At 67.8% G+C, this 24,505-nt stretch carries 25 protein-coding genes and 1 tRNA gene; 16 read left to right on the top strand and 10 right to left on the bottom strand.

Annotated features, from left to right (window positions below; all coding sequences use genetic code 11):
* Positions 1-429: 429 nt before the first annotated feature.
* Genes ACFZDJ_RS08250 through ACFZDJ_RS08225 form a run of 6 tightly spaced genes read left to right on the top strand, consistent with a single transcriptional unit; the run spans position 430 to position 5,934 of the window.
* Complete coding sequence (locus tag ACFZDJ_RS08250; RefSeq protein WP_391057057.1) at positions 430-987, top strand: hypothetical protein; 558 nt, start codon at positions 430-432, stop codon at positions 985-987.
* 60 nt (positions 988-1,047) lie between these two features.
* Positions 1,048-2,733, top strand: coding sequence for a hypothetical protein (locus ACFZDJ_RS08245; protein WP_391057054.1), 1,686 nt, complete (start codon positions 1,048-1,050; stop codon positions 2,731-2,733).
* Positions 2,734-2,735: 2 nt separating this feature from the next.
* Entirely contained in the window at positions 2,736-4,034 is a 1,299-nt protein-coding gene (mycP, locus tag ACFZDJ_RS08240; RefSeq protein WP_391057051.1) for a type VII secretion-associated serine protease mycosin, read from the top strand.
* 1 nt (position 4,035) lies between these two features.
* Positions 4,036-4,479, top strand: coding sequence for a hypothetical protein (locus tag ACFZDJ_RS08235; protein ID WP_390932733.1), 444 nt, complete (start codon positions 4,036-4,038; stop codon positions 4,477-4,479).
* A 2-nt stretch (positions 4,480-4,481) separates the two neighbouring features.
* Complete coding sequence (locus tag ACFZDJ_RS08230) at positions 4,482-5,723, top strand: hypothetical protein (RefSeq protein ID WP_391057049.1); 1,242 nt, start codon at positions 4,482-4,484, stop codon at positions 5,721-5,723.
* 4 nt (positions 5,724-5,727) lie between these two features.
* Positions 5,728-5,934, top strand: a complete 207-nt coding sequence (locus tag ACFZDJ_RS08225) for a hypothetical protein (RefSeq protein ID WP_391057047.1) — start codon at positions 5,728-5,730, stop codon at positions 5,932-5,934.
* Positions 5,935-6,227: 293 nt separating this feature from the next.
* On the opposite strand, the gene ACFZDJ_RS08220 is transcribed toward ACFZDJ_RS08225, so the two are convergent.
* Entirely contained in the window at positions 6,228-6,761 is a 534-nt protein-coding gene (locus ACFZDJ_RS08220; RefSeq protein ID WP_391057045.1) for a DEAD/DEAH box helicase family protein, read from the bottom strand.
* Between the two features lie 171 nt (positions 6,762-6,932).
* Between ACFZDJ_RS08220 and ACFZDJ_RS08215 the strand changes: the two genes are divergently transcribed.
* Positions 6,933-7,160 carry a hypothetical protein gene (locus ACFZDJ_RS08215; protein WP_391057043.1) on the top strand — a complete coding sequence of 76 codons (228 nt, stop codon included), beginning with the start codon at positions 6,933-6,935 and terminating at the stop codon, positions 7,158-7,160.
* Positions 7,161-7,348: 188 nt separating this feature from the next.
* On the opposite strand, the gene ACFZDJ_RS08210 is transcribed toward ACFZDJ_RS08215, so the two are convergent.
* Positions 7,349-7,435 (bottom strand) — tRNA-Leu (locus tag ACFZDJ_RS08210).
* A gap of 367 nt (positions 7,436-7,802) precedes the next feature.
* Between ACFZDJ_RS08210 and ACFZDJ_RS08205 the strand changes: the two genes are divergently transcribed.
* From ACFZDJ_RS08205 to pknB, 7 genes are all read left to right on the top strand, one after another.
* Positions 7,803-7,946 carry a hypothetical protein gene (locus tag ACFZDJ_RS08205; RefSeq protein WP_384913837.1) on the top strand — a complete coding sequence of 48 codons (144 nt, stop codon included), beginning with the start codon at positions 7,803-7,805 and terminating at the stop codon, positions 7,944-7,946.
* On the top strand, positions 7,934-8,791 hold the full coding sequence (locus tag ACFZDJ_RS08200; RefSeq protein WP_391057041.1) for an FhaA domain-containing protein: 858 nt from the start codon (positions 7,934-7,936) through the stop codon (positions 8,789-8,791). Before ACFZDJ_RS08205 ends, ACFZDJ_RS08200 begins: the two co-directional genes overlap by 13 nt.
* A gap of 10 nt (positions 8,792-8,801) precedes the next feature.
* Positions 8,802-9,329: an FHA domain-containing protein gene (locus ACFZDJ_RS08195; protein WP_168509669.1), complete on the top strand. Its 528-nt coding sequence runs from the start codon at positions 8,802-8,804 to the stop codon at positions 9,327-9,329.
* A gap of 120 nt (positions 9,330-9,449) precedes the next feature.
* Positions 9,450-11,003: a Stp1/IreP family PP2C-type Ser/Thr phosphatase gene (locus tag ACFZDJ_RS08190; RefSeq protein WP_391057038.1), complete on the top strand. Its 1,554-nt coding sequence runs from the start codon at positions 9,450-9,452 to the stop codon at positions 11,001-11,003.
* Positions 11,004-11,029: 26 nt separating this feature from the next.
* A complete protein-coding gene (locus tag ACFZDJ_RS08185; protein WP_390932720.1) occupies positions 11,030-12,478 on the top strand; it encodes an FtsW/RodA/SpoVE family cell cycle protein in 1,449 nt (482 codons plus the stop codon).
* Entirely contained in the window at positions 12,475-13,962 is a 1,488-nt protein-coding gene (locus ACFZDJ_RS08180) for a peptidoglycan D,D-transpeptidase FtsI family protein (protein WP_384913830.1), read from the top strand. The genes ACFZDJ_RS08185 and ACFZDJ_RS08180 overlap by 4 nt, the downstream gene beginning before the upstream one ends.
* 170 nt (positions 13,963-14,132) lie before the next feature.
* The gene (pknB, locus tag ACFZDJ_RS08175) at positions 14,133-16,139 is read left to right on the top strand and encodes a Stk1 family PASTA domain-containing Ser/Thr kinase (RefSeq protein WP_391057035.1); all 2,007 of its coding nucleotides are present in this window, start codon (positions 14,133-14,135) and stop codon (positions 16,137-16,139) included.
* A 307-nt stretch (positions 16,140-16,446) separates the two neighbouring features.
* Here the strand turns inward: pknB and ACFZDJ_RS08170 are convergent, their stop codons facing one another.
* From ACFZDJ_RS08170 to ACFZDJ_RS08145, 6 genes are all read right to left on the bottom strand, one after another.
* Complete coding sequence (locus ACFZDJ_RS08170; RefSeq protein ID WP_390932714.1) at positions 16,447-17,199, bottom strand: class E sortase; 753 nt, start codon at positions 17,197-17,199, stop codon at positions 16,447-16,449.
* A 62-nt stretch (positions 17,200-17,261) separates the two neighbouring features.
* Positions 17,262-18,614 carry a class E sortase gene (locus tag ACFZDJ_RS08165; RefSeq protein ID WP_391057032.1) on the bottom strand — a complete coding sequence of 451 codons (1,353 nt, stop codon included), beginning with the start codon at positions 18,612-18,614 and terminating at the stop codon, positions 17,262-17,264.
* Complete coding sequence (locus ACFZDJ_RS08160) at positions 18,611-19,249, bottom strand: aminodeoxychorismate/anthranilate synthase component II (protein ID WP_391057029.1); 639 nt, start codon at positions 19,247-19,249, stop codon at positions 18,611-18,613. Before ACFZDJ_RS08160 ends, ACFZDJ_RS08165 begins: the two co-directional genes overlap by 4 nt.
* Positions 19,246-19,407 (bottom strand): hypothetical protein, encoded by a 162-nt coding sequence (locus ACFZDJ_RS08155; protein ID WP_165854063.1) that lies wholly within the window; start codon positions 19,405-19,407, stop codon positions 19,246-19,248. The genes ACFZDJ_RS08160 and ACFZDJ_RS08155 overlap by 4 nt, the downstream gene beginning before the upstream one ends.
* Positions 19,408-19,480: 73 nt before the next feature.
* Positions 19,481-20,212 carry a class E sortase gene (locus ACFZDJ_RS08150; protein ID WP_391057839.1) on the bottom strand — a complete coding sequence of 244 codons (732 nt, stop codon included), beginning with the start codon at positions 20,210-20,212 and terminating at the stop codon, positions 19,481-19,483.
* Between the two features lie 35 nt (positions 20,213-20,247).
* Positions 20,248-21,027 carry a DUF881 domain-containing protein gene (locus tag ACFZDJ_RS08145; RefSeq protein WP_168509664.1) on the bottom strand — a complete coding sequence of 260 codons (780 nt, stop codon included), beginning with the start codon at positions 21,025-21,027 and terminating at the stop codon, positions 20,248-20,250.
* A 143-nt stretch (positions 21,028-21,170) separates the two neighbouring features.
* Between ACFZDJ_RS08145 and crgA the strand changes: the two genes are divergently transcribed.
* On the top strand, positions 21,171-21,425 hold the full coding sequence (gene crgA / locus ACFZDJ_RS08140) for a cell division protein CrgA (RefSeq protein WP_054236413.1): 255 nt from the start codon (positions 21,171-21,173) through the stop codon (positions 21,423-21,425).
* Positions 21,426-21,711: 286 nt separating this feature from the next.
* On the opposite strand, the gene ACFZDJ_RS08135 is transcribed toward crgA, so the two are convergent.
* Both ACFZDJ_RS08135 and ACFZDJ_RS08130 read right to left on the bottom strand, forming a co-directional pair.
* Positions 21,712-22,623: a rhomboid family intramembrane serine protease gene (locus tag ACFZDJ_RS08135; RefSeq protein ID WP_390932706.1), complete on the bottom strand. Its 912-nt coding sequence runs from the start codon at positions 22,621-22,623 to the stop codon at positions 21,712-21,714.
* Between the two features lie 174 nt (positions 22,624-22,797).
* Positions 22,798-23,331, bottom strand: coding sequence for a peptidylprolyl isomerase (locus tag ACFZDJ_RS08130; RefSeq protein ID WP_168509662.1), 534 nt, complete (start codon positions 23,329-23,331; stop codon positions 22,798-22,800).
* Positions 23,332-23,642: 311 nt separating this feature from the next.
* Between ACFZDJ_RS08130 and ACFZDJ_RS08125 the strand changes: the two genes are divergently transcribed.
* Positions 23,643-24,329: a DUF5324 family protein gene (locus tag ACFZDJ_RS08125; protein ID WP_390932702.1), complete on the top strand. Its 687-nt coding sequence runs from the start codon at positions 23,643-23,645 to the stop codon at positions 24,327-24,329.
* Positions 24,330-24,505 lie beyond the last annotated feature (176 nt).

The following is a 24,505-nucleotide window of genomic DNA, read 5'->3' as shown; positions in this document are numbered from 1 at the left end:
GGCGGCCGCCACGCACTGTATCCGTGCGATCCGCCACAGCGACTGAGTACTTGTACTCATGTCCACGGAGGTGCCCTGCCGCCACAGTGGCCACAAGGCAGCGAGACTTCCGCACAGCACCGTTGGGCGGGACAGCCGAACCACGGTCTCGCATCGGCCATTCACAGCACGATCTCCGCGCCTGGCGACAGCCCGCTCTCGCCCGGATGCCGCCCTGCAGCAGGCCGGACATGACGGCAGTGGAGGATTCCGACGCGCAACGAGGTCAGCTTTCGGCCACCTCACGCCATGGTGGCAACAGGATTCCGCAGAGACGCAAGATCACCTCTATCTTGCGGGAGTTGCTTCTGTTACGAACGGGAATGTCAGAGGCACTGTCAGTGAGCGACCGAAGATACTCGCTGCGAAGTCAGCCTTATGGGGGAGGACATGGTGGCGGGCACAGGGGACCCGCAGGCAACTGCCGCATCACTGGGCGCGGTTGCCGGAGCGATCGCAGCGTCGGGTATTGGGCCCTTCGCCGGCGTCGGCGCCGCCGTCTCCCAGGTACTGCGGGTCGAGAGCGAGACGCTGACGACCTTCAAAAAGCGGGTCGATGACCTCCTGACCCAGCTGGAAGAGTCGAAGGCCGCCCCGCGCAGGATCGCGGACGGTGCCCTGCCGACGGGACGGCTGGGAAGCTTCGACGAGGCCGACGCGCTGCACACCGCCTACACCCGCGTGCACTCCCGCCTGGAGAACCTGTCCAAGATGCTGGCGCTTCAGATCGAGGGACTGGTCGTCACGGTCGACGCGTCGAAGAGCAACTACCACAACCTGGATGACCACATCCGCGACCGCCTGAGCCGGATCCGGATCGAGGCAGACAAGCTGCTCGTCGACAAGGCGGGTCCGGGGGCGAGGGCACACACCGGCAACGGGTCGAATGAGTCGGGTCGTGACCCGCAGGGCTCCCAGTCGACGAACGCGGAAGCCGGTGGCCTGTGATGTCCGTGTCGGAGAAGAGCGGCAGCACGGTGCCCGAGGCTGGGAAGGCAGGGCGGCTCCATGTCTGATCTGGGCAGCCGGGCTTGGGAGATGGTCAAGCTGACCCGGTTCCTGGCCCACGACCCCGAACAGCTGTGGGCCATGGTCGAACCCGCGGACGGTGCGACAGCCACGGAACTCGGCGACCTGCTGACCCAGGCCGCCAAGACGATCAAGGACATCGGCAGCGACCTGCGCACGCACAGCCTGGCGGTCGAGTGGGACGGCGAGGGCGGCGAGGCGTTCCGGACCTGGTGCCACCAGGCCGCGCTGGCCACTCTGGGCCTGGGCGACTACAGCGAAACCGCAGGCAAGTGGCTGGGCCACGCCGCGGACACGCTCCACGAGGTCAAGCCCCAGCTGGAGATCCTGCGCAGGCAGAGTGCCACCGCACGGTCGGTGCTCGACGCGCACGCGGCAAAGGCGACCGACGTCGGTAACCACGATGGCGGCCCCACGGACTCCGAGGTGACGAAGGCCAAGACCCAGTACGCCAACCACAGCGCCGAGGCGGCCGGGCAGATGATGAAGCTGGCCCAGTCGTACACCGCCTCGACGGAGCAGATCGACGCGCTGGAGGCGCCCGAGTTTCCTGAGCTGCCGAAGCAGTTCGTGCCGTCCGAGATTCATGGCGACACTCACATTTCTGCCCCGTCTTCCGGCGGCGCGGCAGGCCAGGCGACGACGACACAAGCTCAGACGTCCGTTCACAAGGCTGCCATCGGCACCAGTTCAAGCGGAACGAGCCCGGCTCCACGGGTAGCCGCGAGCCACCACATGGCGGTCTTGCCGGTAGTGCCGGACGCGACGCCAGGCCGCCTGCCGGAAACGACGAACACGGCGATCGACAGCGTCAGCACGCTCCCGTCCGCCCCCACGGTTCCACCGTCCGCTTCGGCTCCCTCCTCGGGCGCAGGCGATGTGGGCGTCAGGACGTCGTCGCCGACCGGACTTCTGCCACCCGCCTTCGGGGCCGGTACGACGATTCCGCCCAGCGTTCGGGGAAGCGAGGGACGAGCCGTGTACGGAGGCCGGGGCCCTGTGCCCACGCCTTCCGGCTCTGCCACGTCGGGAGCTTCACGCGTGCCGGGGCGCGGACTCACCGGCCCCTTCGGCCCCGGCATGTCCGGTAGCCAGCCGCAGGCCGCTGGGCGTGGACCGGCCGTCCCTGGTGCGGCCAGAGGCGCCAACGGCATCACCGGTGGCCGCCCCGTATCGCCAACGAACGGACGACCTGCTGGTGCGATTCCACGCGGCACCGTTGTCGGCGGCACTCCGAGTCAGCAGCAGCCTCCCATGGGCCGTGGCACCGCACCGGGAGGATCCGGCCCTGGCACCACGCCGCCCCGCGGCAACGACCGCACGACAAACCCCGAAAGCGCGGCGAAGAGCGCCCGCCCGCTTGCACAGTCCAATGGGATCGTCGGCGGGCAGCCCAAGACATCCCGACAGCGTGGACGGGCGGGGCTCACCTCAGGGCGCGCCGGACTCGTACGGGGATCGGGCGCAGACGGCGCACGGCCGCAGAGCGGCGGAACAGCCCGCGGTGCCTCCGCCGTCGCCCCTGCCCCATACGGTGGTGACTGCTCCGCCCGTGACGAGCGGTCGCGCAACCGCACGCATCAGAGGGCAGAGGACGAAGACGGTCGACCGAGCACGCCCCGCCTGCCCAGCGGTCCCGACGGACACGCACGACGAGAAGGATGACCATGCGCACCCGCAGCAAGCAGGCCGGACGGTACGGCCAGGTCGTAGCGGCCGTCGCCGGCGTCCTGTTGGCGGGCGTCGCCGTGACGCCCGCGTACGCCGACACCGTCCGCGACCGGCAGTGGTACCTGGATGCCATGCGGGCCGAGCAGATGTGGAAGACCAGCACGGGCAAGGGCATCACGGTCGCCGTGATCGACACCGGCGTCCAGGGCGACATCCCCGACCTGCGCGGCCAAGTCCTGTCGGGCAAGGACTACTCCAGGCACCCCGGGGACGAACACTCGGACTACGACGGCCACGGCACCAGCATGGCCGTCCTTATCGCCGGAACCGGAGCCAAAGGCCGAGTGACAGGTTCCTACGGCCTGGCCCCGGGGGCGAAGATCCTCCCGATCCGCATTCCGGACTTCATCGAGCAGAGCCGTAGTGACGGCAACCCGGACGACTACCCCACCTACATGGCGAAGGCCATTCGGTACGCGGCCGACTCGGATGCCCAGGTCATCAACATCTCACAGGCGAGCACCGCGCATTCACGGCAGCTGAACGAGTCCGTCGCCTACGCGCTGTCCAAGGACAAGCTGATCTTCGCAGGCGTAGGCAATGACGGCGCCGGCCTCAACGAGCTGGAGTACCCGGCGGCAACTCCCGGCGTGGCCGGCGTCGGAGCGATCGGCAGAAACGTCAAGGCGACGCAGGAGTCCCAGCACGGTCCCCAGGTCGATCTGGCCGCACCGGGCGAGGACATGGTCGCCGCCTGCCTCGGCGGTACGGAACTGTGCAAGACGCACGGCACCAGCGACGCCACCGCCATCGCCTCCGCATCCGCCGCCCTGATCTGGTCCAAGCACCCCGACTGGACGAACAACCAGGTCCTGCGGGTCATGCTCAACACCGCGAGCAAACCCAAGAACGGCAAGGAGCGCACCGACTATCTCGGCTACGGCACCGTACGGCCCCGCATCGCGCTGACGAACCCTGGCAGTCCCGGCCCAGCCGACGTGTACCCGCTGCCCGACTTCAAACAGGCGGCGTCCGAGGCGTCCGACGGGGCGGCCTCCGCTTCCGCACAACCTGAGGGGAAACCGGCGGCTGCGGCTTCCGGAACCACCAGTGCAATGCCCTGGATTCTCACGGGCGTTGGAGCCGCCTTCCTTACCGGTGCGGTGCTTGTCGCCGGTGCGGTGCGCAGGCGCCGACGCGTTGCGGTGGCGGGCCTTGCGCAGGCGGCCGTGCCGCCGGGCCCCGGGCCGACTGGCTGGCCGTACGGAGACAGCAACCACGGGGGGAGGTCCTGACATGGCGTGGGATGAGTGGGAGCAGTTGAAGGCCGATGCACTGGCCCGCAGGCAGGAAGGCATGCGACTGGACAGCGCTGCTGCCGCAGGCGGAGGCGGGGGCGGCACCGGAGAATCGGCCGACCTCAAGACGAACAAGTCGGGGAAGAAAGCTGCGGTCAAGTCGCTACGGGATGAGATTCGGCCCGACACGGACACTGCCGGCAGCCATGCCGATGAATCCTCGTCGGCGACCGTTCGGGAATTCAGCGGCTGGGCTACCGGCTCCGGGCTCAAGGCCGCGCATGAGGAATGGGACCTGCAGGTCAAGAGCCTGAAAGGGCGCCTGGGGGAAGACCAGACGGCGCTGGAGAAGACCCATCAGGACTTCCAGTACCTCGACTTCGGCATCGGGGGCCAGATAGTGCAGATCGACACGGGGCACGAGACCCGTCGGGAAGGCTAGAGATGGCCACGGGCAAGCTCACCTATCAGGACGTGGTCACCATCAACCTGGGTGTGTTGATCACAGCGGCCAAGGACTGGGACGACATGGCCGGCGGTTTTGACGACCTGGGGCGCCTGTACGGGGCGAAGGTGGAGTCCTTTGCGAGCGACGGTAGATGGGTCGGCGTCAGCGCCAACGCGGCCGCCTCGCGGTTTGCGGTCACACGCAAGCAGTTCACCGATGCGCAGACGGAGGCCCGCGCCATGGCCTCGCTTCTCCGGGCCGCCTACGAGCGGTTCTCCCAGCTGATCGGCCGCGTGAAGGACTTGGTCGAGCAGGCGAAGAAGGACGACATGACCGTCAACAGCAAAGGCGAGGCGGTCTACGACTTCACTAAACTCGCCCCCTTCAGGCACGAACCGGACTACCCCACGTACGTGTCGCAGGTGAAAGAGGCCGAGGCCGACTGGACGAAGAAGATCAAGGATGCTGTGCAAGCGGTCGACGACGAGGACCAGATCGTCGAAAGCGCTCTGCGCGAGGCAGCCGGGGTCAAGAGCTGGTACGAGCGCGCGTTGGACCCCCTGGGCCAGGGCCACAACTTCAACGGGGCCGCAGCCGGCGACATCGGGACATACGAACAGGAGGCCAAACGGGAAGAAGCGGAGCAGAAAGCCGAAGCCGAGCGTAAGAAAAAGGAGAAGGAGTCCAGCGACAGTACCCTTAAGACCATCCTCAGGGGTATCGGGAAGGGCGCTCAGATATTTTCGCAGCAGCCCGGCGGTCTGGGCACGAAGCTCGTGGGCACGGTGATTGAAGGCGCCGCAGACGCTACCGGCTACAACAACACCCAAGGGATTACGATCGGCGGCTCCCTCGGGTTCGGCGTGGGCATTTCCGGATCGATTTCTCTCGTCGAAACCCACACTCCGGACGGCCGCAACCAACTCAACTTGATGTATTCCGGAGGGAGCACTACCGCAGGCTGGGACTTCGGCGCCGCTGCAAATGTCGGAGTCGTAAAGAGCAACGCCGACGACATCAGTCAGCTGAAGGGTGCGGGTTGGGACAAGTCGGGATCACTCCACGCCGGTCTTGGTATTTGGGGGGCCCATCAGAACGCAATCGGGACAACAAACTCGAAAGGCGACCCCGTCGGCACAGCCTCGTACGGTATAGGTGCGGGCTTGGGCAACGAAGCTTCCACGGGGTTTAGTAACGCAGACGGATGGACCCTGTGGGAAAGCGGGAAGGGAAAATAAATCCATGTTCTTCGGGATGATTGGAATCATCTTCTTCGTAGTTGGGATTCTCTTCGCTACGAATGTCGGCGGGGCGGCTGAACGGGCCTTTCGTGGCTTCGCTCAAACGAACCCAACGGTTGGAACCGCCACACCGAAAACACTGCGTCTCGTGGGCGGTTTCTGGATCCCTCTGGGGGCATTCTTCATCGCGGTCGGCTTCTTCAGATGACATGCCTTGGCCGACGTCGGGGGTGACTTGGGGTCGGCGGCCGACATGAACCAAGCCGTTCGCGAGAATTGACCAGGTTTGCTATGGCGGAGTAGACCGAGCGTCGGACGACGCCCGGTCGATCTGGTCTCGCGGCATGCCCGTCAGAGGCGGTGCTGGTCCCAGCCCCGTCCCAGCTCGACGCTGTCACTGGCAACGCACCGCAGGGGTGCACGGTGCAGTCGGCGGGCAACCGCACCTCAGCCCGATGATGTACTTGCGCCATTCCCCGCGCTCCTCCTTCGTGGTCCCGCTCACACTCCTGCCGCCCCCGTATCCACCCTGTGGACAATCTTCCCGTCGAACTCCCAGTGCTCCACCAGGTCCGCGGCGAGGTCCCGTATGCGGGCGGGCGCGCCGTACATCGCGTTCATCGTGGCGACGGCCTGCTCAACGCGGCGCCGCTCGGTGTCGTCGAAGCCGTCGGTGATGCGGTCGGCCTCCTCGTCGATCTCCGTGGGGTCGACGTCCTGGTCCATGACGAGCTGGATGACGCGGCTCTCGTGGAAGACCTTGACGGTGGCGCCGTCGTCGGCGGCACGCTTGAGGTCGTAGACGTCGATGTAGTCGCCGAACACCTCGCGGGTGTTGCGGTCGGCCTCGGAGATCGGGGTGCCGGTGAAAGCAAAAAGCGTGGCGTGCGGGAGCGCGTCGCGCAGGTGGCGGGCGTAGCCGTCGAGGGAGTCGTAGTGGCTGCGGTGCGCCTCGTCGACGACGACCACGATGTTGCGGCGGTCCGACAGCAGCGGGTGGTCCGCGCCAGACTCCTTCTCCTCCTTGGCAGGCAAGGCCCAGTGCCCCCTCAAACCCCACACCCTCGGCCGCGGCATCCACCTCCCCCTCGTCGACCCGGAGCCCAGCCCAGCGGGCCCCCTCAAGGTCTGCCGCCGGCGCACGATCACCGTCAGCCCCGAAACCGGCGCCAAGCACTGGCAGTCCCTGGAGTACGGCGGCCCGGAATGGCCGAGGGCATCGAAGCAGCGGGCTCACGCCGCATCCGCGGCATCGCGGCCCAGACGATCCTCCTGGCCTTCCCACTCGCCCACGCCAACCGCCGCAAGATCAAGAAATGGCTCGAGACGCTGGCGCTCGGCGGCGACCGCCCCCGCCGCCGCACCCACCACCGGCGGAAGACCAAAGATCGCGGAGCCTGGACACCCACCGGCCACCTGATGCCGGCCGCCTGATCCGAGGGCCAGCGCCACCCCAGCACCAACCGGAGAACAACCAGCACGAAAAGCAGGGCCCCGACCGTGAGATACCTCACCGTCGGGGCCCTGCCGCGTCACTGTCCGGGCCGGCCCGTCGCAACAACGAGAAACGGGCCCCACCAGGACTTTCGTCACTGGTGGAGACCCGTTTCGTCGGTTTCTCCTGGTGCGCGAGGGGGGAGTTGAACCCCCACGCCCTTGCGGGCACTGGAACCTGAATCCAGCGCGTCTGCCTATTCCGCCACCCGCGCATTGGGTGTGTCTTTGGTCTCTCACCGAGTGGTGTGAGCGCCTGTCGACATGCAGAAGATTAGCACGCTGTCCGGGGTGGAATCACATCCCTTTCCACGGCCACAGGCCCCGCCGGCACCGCACGTCTCAGGCCTAACCGGTTCACGTATCAACCTCGTACCGGTCCAGGCCATCTCTCCAGGAGCAGGGCAGGGTGCACAGTCAGGTGCGGGACACTGGTCTCGGAGCGCCTCTACGATCCTTGGCAGGAGTAGTGCCGGGAAGTGTTCGAAGAGGTGCCCCGGCGGGAACTTCGGGAAGGGACTTCGGAAGGCGTCGACACCCGTCGACAGGGCCGACAGGGGGAACCAGCCGATTTCCCGACGCGTGGATACGATCAGTAAGCAGTACCAGCAGGACCAGGACGACTACGGCAGGCCGTACGACACAGTGGGCCGTAGGCAGTACGACGTGGACAGCAGGCAGAACCAGGACGGTTACGAAGGAGGAGGTGCCCCATGGGAGTCCTGAAGAAGTTCGAGCAGCGTCTCGAAGGTCTGGTCAACGGCACCTTCGCCAAGGTGTTCAAGTCCGAGGTCCAGCCCGTGGAGATCGCCGGAGCGCTGCAGCGCGAGTGCGACAACAACGCCACGATCTGGAACCGCGACCGGACCGTCGTACCCAACGACTTCATCGTGGAGCTGAGCGCGCCGGACTTCGAGCGCCTCAGCCCCTACTCCGGCCAGCTCGGCGACGAGCTGGCCGGGATGGTGCGCGACTACGCCAAGCAGCAGCGCTACACCTTCATGGGCCCCATCAAGGTCCACCTGGAGAAGGCGGACGACCTCGACACCGGTCTCTACCGGGTGCGCAGCCGTACGCTCGCCTCCTCCACCGACCAGCAGACCCCCGAGCGCGCCCCCGCGGGCCCGCCCCCCGGCCGGCCCGGTGGCTACGGCTATCCGGCTGCCGCCCCGGGAGCGAGTCCCGCAGGCGCTCCCCCGATGCCGTCCGCGCCGCCGCCCGGCGTGCGCCCCGGCCCCTCGCCCATGGGCTCCCGGCCCGGCGCGGCTCCGGGCCCGGCGGCCGGCGGCCGCATGCGGCACTGGATCGAGATCAACGGCGCCCACCATCAGATCTCCCGCCCGACGCTGGTGCTGGGCCGCAGCACCGAAGCAGACGTGCGGATCGACGACCCCGGCGTATCCCGCCGGCACTGTGAGATCCGGACCGGAACGCCCTCGACGATCCAGGATCTCGGGTCCACCAACGGCATCGTGGTGGACGGGCAGCACACCACCCGCGCTACGCTCCGCGACGGCTCGCGGATCGTCGTGGGCAGCACCACCATCATTTACCGGCAAGCCGAAGGGTGAAGCGGGGGCAATGTCAGAGCTGACCCTCACGGTCATGCGGCTGGGTTTCCTGGCCGTACTGTGGCTGTTCGTGATCGTGGCCGTGCAGGTCATCCGCAGCGACCTGTTCGGAACGCGCGTCACACAGCGCGGCTCGCGCAGGGACGCCTCCAGGCCGCAGCAGGCCGCGCGCCAAACCACACCACCTCCGCAGCGCCAGCAGGCGGCGCCGCCGAGCGGCGGCGGTGGCCGACAGCGCCGCGGCGCCCCCACCAAGCTGGTCGTCTCCGAAGGCACTCTCACGGGCACGACCGTCGCGCTGCAGGGGCAGACCATCACCCTGGGCCGCGCGCACGACAGCACCATCGTGCTGGACGACGACTACGCGTCCAGCCGCCATGCCAGGATCTACCCGGACCGGGACGGCCAGTGGATCGTCGAGGACCTCGGCTCCACCAATGGCACGTATCTCGACCGGAGCCGACTGACGACTCCCACGCCTGTTCCGCTGGGCGCGCCGATCCGCATCGGCAAGACCGTCATCGAGCTGCGGAAGTAGTACGACAATGAGCGAGCGGAGCGAGCACGCAGCAGCGGTCCACACGACGGACCCCGGCGCGCTCCCGACCGGAGGGTGGGCACCGTGCGGATGTACCCGGAGCCGACGGGCGAGGTGCGCATGAGTCTGTCACTGCGCTTCGCCGCCGGATCGCACAAAGGCATGATCCGCGAGGGCAACGAGGACTCCGGTTACGCCGGTCCCCGCCTGCTCGCGATCGCCGACGGGATGGGCGGCCAGGCCGCCGGTGAGGTCGCCTCCTCCGAGGTGATCTCCACCATCGTCGCGCTCGACGACGACGTCCCGGGCTCCGACATCCTCACCTCGCTGGGCACCGCCGTACAGCGTGCCAACGACCAGCTGCGGATGATGGTCGAGGAGGACCCCCAGCTGGAGGGCATGGGGACCACCCTCACCGCACTCCTGTGGACGGGTCAGCGCCTCGGCCTCGTGCACGTCGGCGACTCCCGCGCGTACCTCCTGCGTGACGGCGTCCTCACGCAGATCACCCAGGACCACACGTGGGTGCAGCGCCTCGTCGACGAGGGCCGCATCACCGAAGAGGAAGCCACCACCCACCCGCAGCGCTCCCTGCTGATGCGCGCGCTGGGCAGCGGCGACCACGTCGAGCCGGACCTCTCCATCCGCGAAGTCCGCGCCGGCGACCGCTACTTGATCTGCTCCGACGGCCTGTCCGGCGTCGTCTCCCATCAGACGATGGAAGACACGCTCGCCAGCTACCAGGGCCCGCAGGAGACCGTCCAGAACCTCATCGAGCTCGCGCTGCGCGGCGGCGGCCCCGACAACATCACCGTCATCATCGCCGACGTCCTCGACATCGACTCCGGCGACACCCTCGCCGCCCAGCTCTCCGACACCCCGGTCGTGGTCGGCGCGGTCGCCGAGAACCAGCACCAGCACCAGCTGCACGACAACGGCGCCATGCAGACCCCCGCGGGCCGCGCCTCCAGCCTCGGCCGTCCGGTGCCCGGACAGGGCGGTGGCGGCGAGTTCGGCCCGCCCGGCAGCGGCGACACCACCGGTTACGTCTCCACGGGCGGCTACGGCGACTACTCCGACGAGGACTTCGTCAAGCCGAGCGCCGGGCGCAAGTGGCTGAAGAGATCCCTCTACACCGCGCTGGCCCTCGCCGTCATCGGCGGCGGTCTGTACGGCGGCTACCAGTGGACGCAGACGCAGTACTACGTCGGCACCCAGGACCAGCACGTCGCGCTGTACCGCGGAATCAGCCAGGACCTGGCCTGGGTCTCGCTCTCGAAGGTGGAGAAGGATCACCCCGAGATCGAACTCAAGTACCTGCCGCCGTACCAGCAGAAGCAGATCAAGGCGACGATCGCGGAGGGCGGCCTCCAGAACGCCCAGAAGAAGATCAGCGAGCTCGCCACGCAGGCCTCCGCGTGCAAGAAGGACGCCGAGCGCCGCGCCGCCGACAGCAACAGCGCGAAGACCGGCACGGGCCAGGCAGGTGGAACCACGGGAACCACAACCACCTCTCTGACGTCCAAGGCCACATCCAGCCCGTCCCCGAAGCCGAACGCATCGAGCTCGGCACCGTCTTCGAAACCGTCCACCTCCACCGCACCCACTCCCACACCCGGCCCCAGCCTCTCCGACGAGGAGCAGAAGCTGGTCTCGCTGTGCGGTAAGCAGTAAGAAGCCGTGAGGGGCCCTGTCACACCATGAGCAGTAGTACGAACACGCCGACGCACCACACGTCGACCATCGGTTCGATCGGCACACCGAGCCGCCGCAACACCGAGTTGGCGCTGCTGGTGTTCGCCGTCCTCATCCCGGTCTTCGCGTACGCCAACGTGGGCCTCGCCATCGACGAGAAGGTGCCGTCCGGACTGCTGAGCTACGGCCTCGGCCTCGGCCTGATCGCGGGCGTCGGCCATCTCGGCGTCCGCAAGTTCGCGCCGTACGCCGACCCGCTGCTGCTGCCGCTGGCGACGCTGCTCAACGGCCTCGGGCTGGTGATGATCTGGCGTCTCGACCAGTCCAAGCTGCTCCAGTCGCTGCCCAACTTCGCGCAGGCAGCGCCCCGCCAGCTGATGTACACCGCGCTGGGCATCGGTCTGTTCGTCGCCGTGCTGATCTTCCTGAAGGACCACCGCGTCCTGCAGCGCTACACCTACATCTCCATGTTCGCGGCCCTGGTCCTGCTCCTGCTGCCGCTGGTCCCGGGCCTCGGCGCCAACATCTACGGCGCCAAGATCTGGATCTCGATCCCCGGTCTGGGCACCCTCCAGCCCGGCGAGTTCGCGAAGATCATCCTCGCGGTCTTCTTCGCCGGCTACCTCATGGTGAAGCGTGACGCGCTGGCCCTCGCCAGCCGCCGCTTCATGGGCCTCTACCTGCCGCGCGGCCGTGACCTCGGCCCGATCCTGGTGGTCTGGTTCGTCTCCATCCTGATCCTGGTCTTCGAGACCGACCTCGGTACCTCGCTGCTGTTCTTCGGCATGTTCGTGATCATGCTGTACGTCGCCACCGAGCGGACCAGCTGGATCGTCTTCGGTCTGCTGATGTCGGCGGTCGGAGCCGTCGGCGTGGCGAGCTTCGAACCGCACATCCAGACGCGTGTCCAGGCCTGGCTCGACCCGATGCGCGAGTACAAGCTCAGCCGGACCGTGACCCACGACGGCATCCTCCACTCCGAGCAGGCCATGCAGGCCCTGTGGGCCTTCGGCTCCGGCGGCACGCTCGGCACCGGATGGGGACAGGGCCACTCGGAACTCATCCGGTTCGCCGCCAACTCCGACTTCATCCTCGCCAGCTTCGGCGAGGAACTGGGCCTGGCGGGGATCATGGCGATCCTGGTCATCTACGGCCTGATCGTGGAGCGCGGCATCCGCACGGCGCTCGCGGCCCGCGACCCGTTCGGCAAGCTCCTCGCCATCGGCCTCTCCGGCGGCTTCGCGCTCCAGGTCTTCGTCGTCGCGGGCGGCGTGATGGGCCTGATCCCGCTCACCGGTATGACGATGCCGTTCGTGGCCTACGGAGGCTCCTCCGTCATCGCCAACTGGGCGCTGATGGGCATCCTGATGAGAATCAGCGACACGGCCCGCCGCCCGGCCCCCGCGCCCGCCCCCAGCCCCGACGCCGAGATGACCCAGGTGGTCCGACCGTGAACAAGCCTCTGCGCCGGATCGCGCTCTTCTGCGGGCTCCTCGTCCTCGCCCTGCTCATCCGCGACAACTACATCCAGTACGTCCAGGCGGACAGCCTGCGGACCGATGCGAGCAACCGCCGCGTCGCCATCGAGCGGTACGCCACTCCGCGCGGCGACATCATCGTCGACGGCAACCCGATCACCGGGGCCACCAAGTCGACCAAGAGCGGCATCAACGACTACGAGTACAAGCGCACCTACAAGGACGGCCCCATGTGGGCGCCGGTCACCGGGTACGCCTCGCAGGCCTTCGACGCCTCCCAGCTGGAGAAGCTGGACGACGGCATCCTCACCGGCAACGACGACCGGCTCTTCTTCCGCAACACCCTCGACATGATCACGGGCAAGAAGAAGCAGGGCGGCAACGTCGTCACCACCCTCAACGCCGCCGCGCAGAAGGCCGCGTACCAGGGCCTGCTGAGCCGCGGCAAGGGCGCCGTCGCCGCGATCAACCCGCAGACCGGCGCGATCCTGGCACTGGCCTCGACCCCGTCGTACGACCCCTCGACCTTCGCCGGAATCTCCGGGAGCGACGAGAAGGCCTGGAACAAGCTCCAGAAGAAGAACAACCCCGACGAGCCGATGCTCAACCGGGCGCTGCGCGAGACCTACCCGCCGGGCTCCACCTTCAAGGTGGTCACCGCGGCGGCGGCGCTGGAGAACGGCCTGTACACATCCGCGGACCAGAAGACCAACTCGCCGCTGCCGTACACCCTGCCGACCACCACGACCCCGTTGAAGAACGAGGGGAACATCCCCTGCGAGAACGCCACCATGCGCGTGGCGCTCAAGGTGTCCTGCAACACGGTCTTCGGCAAGATCGGCGCGGATCTCGGCAAGGACAAGATGCTCGCGGAGGCCGAGAAGTTCGGCTTCAACTCCGAGCAGCTCACGCCGGTGCGCTCCAACGCCTCCGTCTTCCCCAAGTCGATGGACAAGCCGTCGACCGCGCTCAGCTCCATCGGCCAGTTCGAGACCGCCGCGACCCCGCTGCAGATGGCCATGGTCGCCTCCGCCGTCGCCAACAACGGCACGCTCATGAAGCCGTACATGGTGGACAAGCTGCAGGCCCCGAACCTGGACGTCATCTCGCAGACCGAACCGCAGAAGATGAGCGAGCCGCTCTCCAAGAGCAACGCCCAGATCCTTCAGTCCATGATGGAGACGGTCGTCAACGATCCGCAGGGCACCGGCAACAAGGCCCAGATCAGCGGCGTCACCGTGGGTGGCAAGACCGGTACCGCCCAGCACGGTGTCGCGAACAGCGAGAAGCCGTACGCGTGGTTCATCTCGTACGCCAAGCTCCCCGACGGCAGCTCGCCGGTCGCCGTGGCCGTCGTGGTCGAGGACGGCAGCGCCAACCGTGAGGACATCACGGGCGGTGGTCTCGCCGCCCCCATCGCGAAGAGCGTGATGGAGGCGGTCATCAACAGCAAGAAGTGACCCCTGTCACGTCCCCTTCACATCGGTGCACGTTGCGATACCGGTCCTGTATCGGGTGACGGGCTTGGCCAGGTCACAGGAGCCGAGCCGGGTACGGTATGCCCGGACGGCACACCGCCGGACCACACATGCGTGCGGTCGGGACCGACGGAGAGGGCTGGTAGGTAGCTATGGAAGAGCCGCGTCGCCTCGGCGGCCGGTACGAGCTGGGCCAGGTGCTCGGCCGTGGTGGCATGGCGGAGGTACATCTCGCCCATGACACCCGGCTCGGCCGCACCGTGGCGGTGAAGACGCTGCGAGCCGACCTCGCACGCGATCCGTCGTTCCAGGCCCGGTTCCGCCGGGAGGCCCAGTCGGCCGCCTCGCTCAACCATCCCGCGATCGTCGCCGTGTACGACACGGGTGAGGACTACATCGAGGGCATCTCCATCCCGTACATCGTGATGGAGTACGTCGACGGGTCCACGCTGCGCGAGCTGCTGCACTCGGGCCGCAGACTGCTCCCCGAGCGGTCCATGGAGATGACCATCGGCATCCTCCAGGCCCTCGAGTACTCCCACCGCGCCGGAATCGTCCACCGCGACATCAAGCCGGCCAACGTCATGCTGACGCGCAACGGCCAGGTCAAGGTCATGGACTTCGGCATCGCCCGCGCCATGGGTGACTCCGGCATGACGATGACGCAGACCGCCGCGGTCATCGGCACCGCCCAGTACCTCTCCCCGGAGCAGGCGAAGGGCGAGCAGGTCGACGCGCGCTCGGACCTCTACTCGACCGGCTGCCTCCTCTACGAGCTGCTGACCGTGCGTCCGCCCTTCGTGGGCGACTCCCCGGTCGCGGTCGCGTACCAGCACGTACGTGAGGAGCCGCAGCCGCCTTCGGTCTTCGACCCCGAGATCACGCCCGAGATGGACGCGATCGTCCTGAAGGCACTGGTCAAGGACCCGGACTACCGCTATCAGTCCGCCGACGAGATGCGCCAGGACATCGAGGCCTGCCTCGACGGCCAGCCCGTCGCGGCCACGGCCGCCATGGGCTCCGTGGGCTACGGCGGCTACCCGGACGACCAGGCCACCACGGCGCTGCGCTCCTCGGACGCCCAGGCCACGTCCATGCTGCCCCCGATGAACCCGGACGACGGCGGCTACGGCTACAACAACTACGACGACCGCCCGGCCCGCCGCCGCCAGCAGAAGAAATCGAACACCTCGACGATTTTGCTGGTCGTGGCGGGTGTGCTGGTCCTGGTCGGCGCGATCCTGATCGGGAAGTGGATGTTCGGGGGCGGCGGGGTGAGCAACAACACCGTCCCCGTTCCCAACCTCGTCAGCCAGACGGTGAAGGAGGCCACCCAGCTGGCCACCAACGCCGAGCTGAAGGTTTCGATCACCAAGAAGCCCTGCGAGACCGAGAAGACGGGCAACGTCTGCTCCCAGGACCCCAAGGCGGGCGTGAAGGCCACCAAGGGCGACACCATCAACCTGGTGGTGTCCACGGGGGCGCCGAAGGTCGCTGTGCCCAGCGTCCTCGGCAAGAGCCTGGACGACGCCAAGACGATCCTCGAGGGTGACGGTTACCAGTTCCAGGTCAAGACGAAGGCCCAGGAATCCACGGAGACCCCGAACACCGTCCTGGAGCAGTCCCTGCCACTCGGCAAGGAGGTGGAGAAGGGATCGACGATCACCCTCACCATCGCCAAGGCTGTCGCGAAGTCCACGATCCCGGACGTCGCCGGCAAGTCGTGTGAAGAGGCCAAGGCCGCGATGACGGCCAACAACCTGGTCGGCAGCTGCACCGAGGTCGACGTGACCGACCCGAACCAGGCCAACAAGGTCATCTCGACCGTTCCGGCAATCGGCAACCAGGCCGACAAGAACTCCAACGTGATCATCCAGATCGGCAAGGCGGCGGCGACCCAGACACAGGTCCCGAACGTCGTCACCCAGACGGTCAAGCAGGCCAGGCAGACCCTGCAGCAGAACGGCTTCAACAACATCCAGTTCGCCGACGGCAGCGATCAGAGCGACAACGCGATCGTGATCAGCCAGAACCCCCAGCAGGGAACGCAGGCAGACCCGAACTCCACGGCGATCATCCTGACCACCCAGAGCCTCGGCAACAACAACGGCGGCAACAACGGCGGCAACGGCTTCTTCGGCGGTCTCACCGGAGGCTGACGCGGCGGTCGAATCAACGGCTGAAGGAACTGTGCCCCGCCCGGGCTCCCGGCGGGGCACAGTTCGTCGTTTGAACGAAGCGGTTCTGCTGGTATCGAAGGCCCTGCGGGGCAGCGTGGCAAAAACCGCGACAGCCGCTCCTCCGTTCCGAGCGCCGACATGCAGAAGTTCGCGGGCGCCGCCCGGACGCCTCAAGGCACTGCGACAGGTAGCGCGAAACGGCAAGGCCCGAGGCCGCAAGAGGAAGTTGCGGCTCCGAGCCTTCGCCGTATGAGGTGACTGAGCTCCTGCGAGGAGCTCAGTCACCTCAGCCCAGCTCCGCCGGCGGCGTGCGCGCGCTGTCCACCTTCTGCACTCGCTCCAGCTCGCCCCACACGATGTAGCGGTACTCCGACGTGTAGACCGGCGTGCAGGTCGTCAGGGTGATGTAGTGGCCCGGCTTCGTCTTGCCTGACTGCTTCGGGACCGACTGGAGGACCTTGACGTTGTACTTCGAGGTCTCCGGGAGGATCGAGAAGACCTTGTAGACGTACCAGTCGTCCTTGGTCTCGAAGACGATCGGGTCGCCCTTCTTGATCTTGTCGATGTTGTGGAACTTGGCGCCGTGGCCGTCGCGGTGGGCGGCGAGCGTGAAGTTGCCCGTCTTGTCGCTCATCGGGAGCGTCGCCTTGACGGGGTCCACGTAGTAGCCGGCGACGCCGTCGTTGAGGACCTTCGTGGAGGTGCCCTTGTCGACCAGCACCTCGCCGTTCTTCATGGACGGAACGTGCAGGAAGCCGATGCCGCCGTTGGTGTCCAGGGCACCGGGACCGCCCTTGTCCTGGGCCCAGTTGTCGCGGACCTTGTCGCCCTGCTTGTCGGCCTCGCGGTCCGCGACGACGTTCGTCCACCACAGCGAGTAGACGACGAACAGGCCGAGCACCAGGCCCGCGGTGATGAGGAGTTCACCCAGGATGCTGACCGCCCTCGCGATCGGGCTCGCTCCACGACGTTTCGGAGCGGCCGTCTCGGCGTCGGCCTCGGCCTCGGCGCGCTCGTCGTGGTCGGTCCTCGCTGCCACTGTGCATCTGCCCCGTCTGGTCTGTCTCAGGTTGTCTCACGTGCTGGTGCCCGACGGGGCTCCTACCCGAGGAGCGCGTCCGGCTTGCCCTTGCTGCGCGGGCGTTCCTCGACCATCTTGCCCCACACGATCATGCGGTACTTGCTGGTGAATTCCGGCGTGCAGGTGGTCAGTGTGATGTAGCGGCCCGGCGCCGTGAAACCGGACCCCTGGGGGATCGGGTCCAGCACCTTCGTGTTCGACGGGGACGTCACCGGCAGGATCGACGTCATCTTGTAGACGAAGTAGTCGTCCTGGGTCTCGACCACGATGGAATCGCCGGGCTTGAGCCGGTTGATGTACCGGAACGGTTCTCCGTGCGTGTTGCGGTGCCCCGCGAGCCCGAAGTTGCCCGTCTTGGCGTCCGGCATCGCCGTCTTCAGGGCTCCCTCGCCGTAGTGACCCACCATCCCGCGGTCGAGCACGTCCGTCTTGCTGGTTCCCTCGGCGATCGGAGCGACCACGTCCAGCTTCGGGATGTGCAGGATGGCGAAACCCTGTCCCGGCTCGAACGTCCCCGGACTCCGCTTGCCGCTCGCCCAGTCCTCCTGGAGGTGGTGCGTGGCACTGCCCGCCTGCTGGTGCGCCCGCACGTTCGACCACCACAACTGGTAGGTCACGAACAGCAGCATCAGGACGCCGGTGGTGATGAACACCTCGCCGATCAGCCGGCTGACGAGGACGGCCGCACCAGGCTTCTTCGCACGCGCCGCCCGCCGGGCCTCCATACGGCTCAGCGGCGCCTCAGCGGCCCTCTCCGCCGACTCCACCGACTCCTGGGCATCCTGGGGCTCCTGAGCCCCTCCGTGGCGCCCATGGCGCCGCGCCGCCTTGCGCCGCGCCGCACGTCCCCCGGGCGCGGGTATCCCCTCGTTCGTGGCCCTGCCCGCCAACTGCTCGGCCCTGCGCCGTGCCTCGGAGACCTCCGAGGCACGCAGCGCCACGGTCGCGTCGTCCAGCTTCGGAGCCGCGCCGACCGGTTCGGCGTACATGGGCATGGGTCTGGTGAGCGGTTCGCCGTAGCCGGGAGCCGGATCCTGCGCACCCCTCGGCAACCCCTGCCAGTCCCGCGTGTACTCCTCGGGGCCGTCCACGGCGTACTGGTGCTGTCCCTGCCCGGACCACTCCTGCCGGAGCCCGCCCTCCGACCCGGCGGCGGGCGGTACGTCGGCCGGCGGCGGGGCGGCGTGCCGCCCGCCGGGCCGCGCGGCGGCCCCTGAGCCCGGCAGCGGATCGGTGAGCGGATCCGCGAGCTGCTCGACCGCGGCCTCGAACGCGCCGGGTCCCCCGTACGGCTGCTGCCCGTACGAGGGCCCGTTGTCTCCGATGTCGCCGTAGGCGGCGCCGGACTCGCGCTCGGGGCGCAGCGCGGTCACGCCGTGGCCCTGCCCACCACCGGGGCGAGCCCCACCGACCTCGCCACGGCACCCTGGTCGCCGCACTCCACCAGCCAGTTGGCGAGCATCCGGTGACCGTGCTCGGTCAGCACCGACTCGGGATGGAACTGCACACCCTCGACCGGGAGTTCACGGTGGCGCAGCCCCATGATGATCCCGTCGTGGGTACGGGCGGTGACCTCCAGCTCGGCCGGCACGGTCTCCGGCTCGGCGGCCAGCGAGTGGTAGCGGGTAGCGGTGAAGGGGGACGGCAGTCCGGCGAAGACGCCTCTGCCCTCGTGCTCCACCAACGACGTCTTGCCGTGCAGCAGCTCGGGCGCCCGGTCCACGACACCGCCGTACGCCACCTGCATCGACTGCATGCCGAGGCAGACGCCGAAGACGGGGACGCCCGTGTCCGCGCAGTGCCGGACCATGTCGACGCAGACGCCGGCCTGCTCGGGGGCGCCGGGGCCGGGTGACAGCAGTACGCCGTCGAATCCGTCCTGGGCGTGCGCGGTCGAGACCACGTCGTTGCGCAGCACCTCGCACTCGGCGCCGAGCTGGTACAGGTACTGGACCAGGTTGAAGACGAAGCTGTCGTAGTTGTCGACGACGAGAATCCGCGCGCTCACTGGTTGTTCACCGTCACATCGTTGAAGGGGAGCAGCGGTTCGGCCCACGGGAAGACGTACTGGAAGAGTACGTAGACCACCGCGAGAACGAGCACGAGTGAGATCAGCGCCTTCACCCATGCGTTTCCCGGCAGATGCCGCCAGATGAAGCCGTACATGCTGTCCCTTCCGTCGCATCACGGCACCAGAGCCACGCCCTACACCATCGGACCCACGCCGTACGGGACCAGACTAACGGCGTAGCGCCTGAGGTTTCCCGGCCTCCACGGGCTGCGTGGAATCCAGGTGTGCCCAGACGATCAGCCGATGGCTGTGTCCCCACTCCGGATCGCACGTGGTCAGCGTGAGATAGCGGCCCGGAGCCGTGTACCCGGACTTACGTGGCACAGGATCGATCACCTCAACGTCCGTAGGCACTGTTTTGTAAGGGCCTTTGTCGATCCGATACGTGAACCAGGTCGTCCCGTCGGTCAGCACCACCGCGTCCCCCCTGCGCAGCTGGGGAAAGTCCTTGAACGGGTCGCCGTACGTGCGCCGGTGCCCCGCGACGGAGAAGTTCCCCACCTGCCCGAGCTGGGCCGTCCCCCGGTAGTGCCCGAGCCCCTTCTGCAGGACGCTCGTGCCGGTGCCTTCGAGCACGGGCTTGTTCCACGTGAAACCAAGACGCGGGATGTACATCACCGCGAAGGGGTTGCCGTAGACGTAGGGGCCCGGGGCCTTCGGGCTCTCGCTCGCTTGCGCCGTCGGCGTCTTCGGGTTCCCGGTTGACGGGGCGATCGGGGGCGCCTTCGACTGCTGCGCGACCGATCCCTTCGACCACTGCTTCTGGAGCTGGTCGATCTGGTGGTTCATCTCGCTGTCGGCCTTCACGCCCGTCCAGAACAGGACGTAGACCACGAAGAGCACGATGAGCGTGCCGACGGTGATGCACAGTTCGCTCACTGTCCGGACGAGCACTCGCACCGACACGGGACCCCCAGCGGCAGCTGCTTCAGCCACTACTCCACAGGTTTTGCGTAGTGGAGATCCACTGTGCCCGAGTAGCCGGGAAGAGTCACCGTTCCGTTCTCCTCGACTTTCCAGCCGAGCCCGTAGACGTTGACGTACACCATGTAGTTCTGGATCGCCGCAGAGTCGGCGAGGGCCTTCTGGAGCTTCTGGGGGTCACCGATCGCGGTGATCTTGTACGGGGGCGAGTAGACCCGGCCCTGGAGGATCAGGGTGTTGCCGACACAGCGCACGGCGCTGGTGGAGATCAGCCGCTGGTCCATCACCTTGATGCCCTGGGCGCCACCCAGCCACAGGGCGTTCACCACGGCCTGCAGGTCTTGCTGGTGGATGACCAGATAGTCGGGCTGCGGCTCGGGGTAGCCGGGCAGCTTGGCCGTGGCGTTCGGCGGGGCGTCGTTGAGGGTGACCGTGACGGCCTTGCCCTTGAGCTTCTGGGTGCCGGTGTTCTTCTCCAGCGCGGCGAGCTTGGCGGTGTCGGCCTTGCTGCCGCCGTTCTCCCGCCCGGCGAGCGCGTCGACCTCGTCGCGCAGGACGCCGTTGGACTCGTCCAGCGACGCGTTCTTGTGGCTGCGCTCCTGAATGAGGTCGGAGAGCTTCAGCATGGACGCGTCCGTGCGGATATTGGTGCCCTTGGCCGTGTTGAAGCTGGTGAAGAAGATCAGCCCGGCGAGCGCGAAGACGGCGACGGTGAGTACACGTACGGGCCTGAAACGACGCGTAACGGCAGGACTGGAACCCGTCCCGGGGGAGTCGGCAGAATTGCTCAACGTACCCTTATCTCCTTCGGCGCCGCGGAAGCACTACGCTAACGGACGCCCGGGGGAGCGCTCAGTGTCCCCTTGTACGCTGCCCCGGAGCCCGCCCCCAGTTCCCTGCGCGGCCACGCAGCGCATCGACAGGAGAGACCCTCGTGCCGAAGTCACGTATCCGCAAGAAGGCCGACTACACGCCGCCCCCGGCGAAGCAGGCGACCAACATCAAGCTGACCAGCCGCGGCTGGGTCGCACCGGTCATGCTGGCGATGTTCCTCATCGGCCTCGCCTGGATCGTCATCTTCTACGTGACGGACGGGTCACTGCCCATCGACGCCCTCGGCAACTGGAACATCGTGGTCGGCTTCGGCTTCATCGCGGCGGGATTCGGCGTCTCCACGCAGTGGAAGTAGCTCTGCCCAGGGTTATCCACTGAGTTATCCACAAGAGTTTTCCACAGGTGGAAAAAGAACGACGATCTGTGGATAACTCATCCGGGGTTGACGCCGGTGTGACTGACCTACCGGGATCCGCAAACCTGTTCGCCCCCTGTCCGACCTGCGAAAACTCGGGTCAGTGACAGGGGGCACAGCTGTTCCCACACAGCGTGCACAAGATCCGCCACGATCTGTGGACAACACCGCTCCTCAGGGCTTCTCAGGTGAGCCGAGCGGTACCTCAGGTGAGCTGAGCGGTACCTCAGGTGAGCTGAGCCGTCCTGACCAGCGTCGCGACGACCACCAGGGCCAGGACCACGGCGCTCACCCCGTACTGGATCAGGGTCCGCCGGTCACGCGGGGCGTGGACCATGGCGTAGCCGACTACGACACCGGCGACGAGTCCGCCGATGTGGGCCTGCCAGGCGATGTTGCTCCACCCGAAGGTGAAGATCAGGTTGATCACCAGCAGGGCGATCACGGGGCGCATGTCGTAGTTGAGCCGACGCATCAGGACGGCGGTCGCGCCGAAGAGGCCGAAGATCGCGCCGGAGGCGCCCAGCGAGGGCTGGTTCGGCGCGGCGACGAGGTAGGTGAGCGCGCTGCCCGCGAGACCCGAGACGAAGTAGAGGGTGAGATAGCGGGCACGGCCGAGGGCCGCTTCCAGGGGGCCGCCGATCCACCACAGGCTGAGCATGTTGAACAGGATGTGGACATAGCTGCCGTGCAGGAACATCGCCGTCAGCATGCGGTACCACTGGCCCTCGGCGACGCCCTCGACCGAGCCGAGCAGCGGGACGTACGCGCGGCCGATGAGGTCGAAGCGGTCGGTGAAGCGGTCGCCCACCGACAGCTGTACCAGGAAGACGGCGAGGTTGAGCCCGATCAGGATCTTGGTGACGAGCCGGGGGTCCGCGGTGACCGTGCCACCCGCGAGGGTGCGGGGCTGCGAGGCCGACGGCGCGTGGCCGGTACCGGAGCCGGCGCGGACGCACTCGGGGCACTGGAAGCCCACGGAGGCACTGATCATGCACTCGGGGCAGATGGGGCGCTCGCAGCGGGTGCAGCGCACACCGGTTTCACGATCCGGATGTCGGTAGCAGGTGGGCAGGGCCTGGGCGCCCTGATGTCCCTGGTCCTGCGGGCCCTGCGGGTTGCCTGGCGCCTGGTCCATGGGGTCCCCTCAATCCGGTCGTACGCACTGCACCGCCCCGCCCATCCTTACGGATGAGCGGGGCGTTTGGTTCCCTGCGGGAGTCTTCGGGACCTTCGGGTCCTCGGGACTCAGCCCTCGCGGGACTCAGCTCTTGCGGGTCTCAGCCCTCACGGGACTCAGCCCTCGCGGGACTCAGCTCTTGCGGGTCTCGACGACGACCGACTCGATGACGACGTCGTTGACCGGGCGGTCGGTGCGCGGGTTCGTCTGGGTGCTCGCGATGGCGTCCACGACCTTCTGGCTGGCCGCGTTGGTGACCTCGCCGAAGATGGTGTGCTTGCGGGTCAGCCAGGCCGTCGGGGAGACGGTGATGAAGAACTGCGAGCCGTTGGTACCGGGGCCGGCGTTGGCCATGGCCAGCAGGTACGGCTTGTCGAAGGCGAGCTCCGGGTGGAATTCGTCCTCGAACTGGTAACCGGGGCCGCCGGTGCCGTTGCCCAGCGGGTCACCGCCCTGGATCATGAATCCGCTGATCACCCGGTGGAAGACCGTGCCGTCGTAGAGCTTGTCGGTGGACTTCTCACCCGTCTCCGGGTTGATCCACTCACGCTCGCCCGTGGCAAGCTCGACAAAGTTCCGGACCGTCTTGGGCGCGTGGTTCGGCAGGAGCCGGACTTCGATGTCGCCTTGGTTGGTCTTCAGGGTGGCGTAAAGCTGCTCGGCCACGATCTGCCTTCCGTTGCCTTCTTTTGACCCCCCGATCCTCGCACGGACAGGGCCACGCGTCGCCCGGCCACCACCTCCGAGCGAATATCCGCGGGCGCGCTTGCAGAAATCCCCTCGAGTCCTTGCGTGCACAGGGCGCGTCGCGGCGATCCGTGGCATTGTCGGCGACAAGCTCCTGTTGCCCCGTATGCCCTATCTCGCATGCCTCGCGGTCCCTCGGGGGGCATGATCTCGAACAGGGTGGAAAGGTGAACTCTGCCTTTTTGGGGTACCCGAACGCCCACGTACGCCACCGAGGAGGAGGAAAACCCGTGACCCGCATTGACAGCGTGCGCGCCGCGACCGGCTCGGCGAAGGACAGCGTGCTGCACGCCGCGGAAGTGGTGGCGCCTTACGCCGACACGGCCAAGGACCGGGCCTCGTACTACGCGAACGAGGCACTCGTACGGCTCGCACCCAAGGTGTCGCTGGCCGCCGAGCAGGCCCGCGTCCAGTACGGCGCCCATCTCGCGCCGCGCCTAGAGCAGGCCCGTACGCATGTGCCGCCCAAGGTCGACCAGGCCGCCGTCCGTACCCGCCAGGCGGCCGTGCAGGCCGCCGAGTACACCAAGCCGAGGATCGAGCAGGCGGTGGCCGCGGCTCAGCCTGTGCGTGCGGAGGCCGCGGCACGCGGTGTGGCGGCGATCGCCGCGCTGCGCGGACAGGTCTCGCCTCAGGAGATCCAGAAACTGGTCCGCAAGCACGAACGGCGCGCGAAGGCCGGCCGCGCCGCCAAGGGTCTGCTCGTTCTGGGGATTCTCGCGGCTGGTGCCTTCGCGGCCTGGAAGTGGTGGGACAAGCAGGCCAACCCCGACTGGCTGGTCGAGCCGCCCGCCGCGACGGAGGTGCCCGAGACGGGCCGTCTTTCCTCGGTCGACGGCACTGGCCTGTCCGACCTGGACCCCGAGGTCCAGGCCAAGCAGGCCGAGGAGGAGACGGACGGCGACGACCGCCGCTGACCCCGAACCAGGGAAACAGCCCTGAGCAAGGGCAACAACATCGCCGTGGGGGGGGGGGCCCCCCCCGCCCCCCCCCCCCCCCGCCGGGTGAGCGGGGGCCCGCCGGCCCCCCCGCCCCCCCGGCCCCCCCGCGCCCCCCCGCCCCGCCCCCCCCGCCGGGGGGGCCCGGGGCCGGG

Source organism: Streptomyces sp. NPDC007896, from assembly GCF_042959425.1.
Taxonomy (GTDB): domain Bacteria; phylum Actinomycetota; class Actinomycetes; order Streptomycetales; family Streptomycetaceae; genus Streptomyces.
Note: the sequence above shows the minus strand (reverse complement) of the source record. Positions and strands in the feature narration are given on the sequence as shown.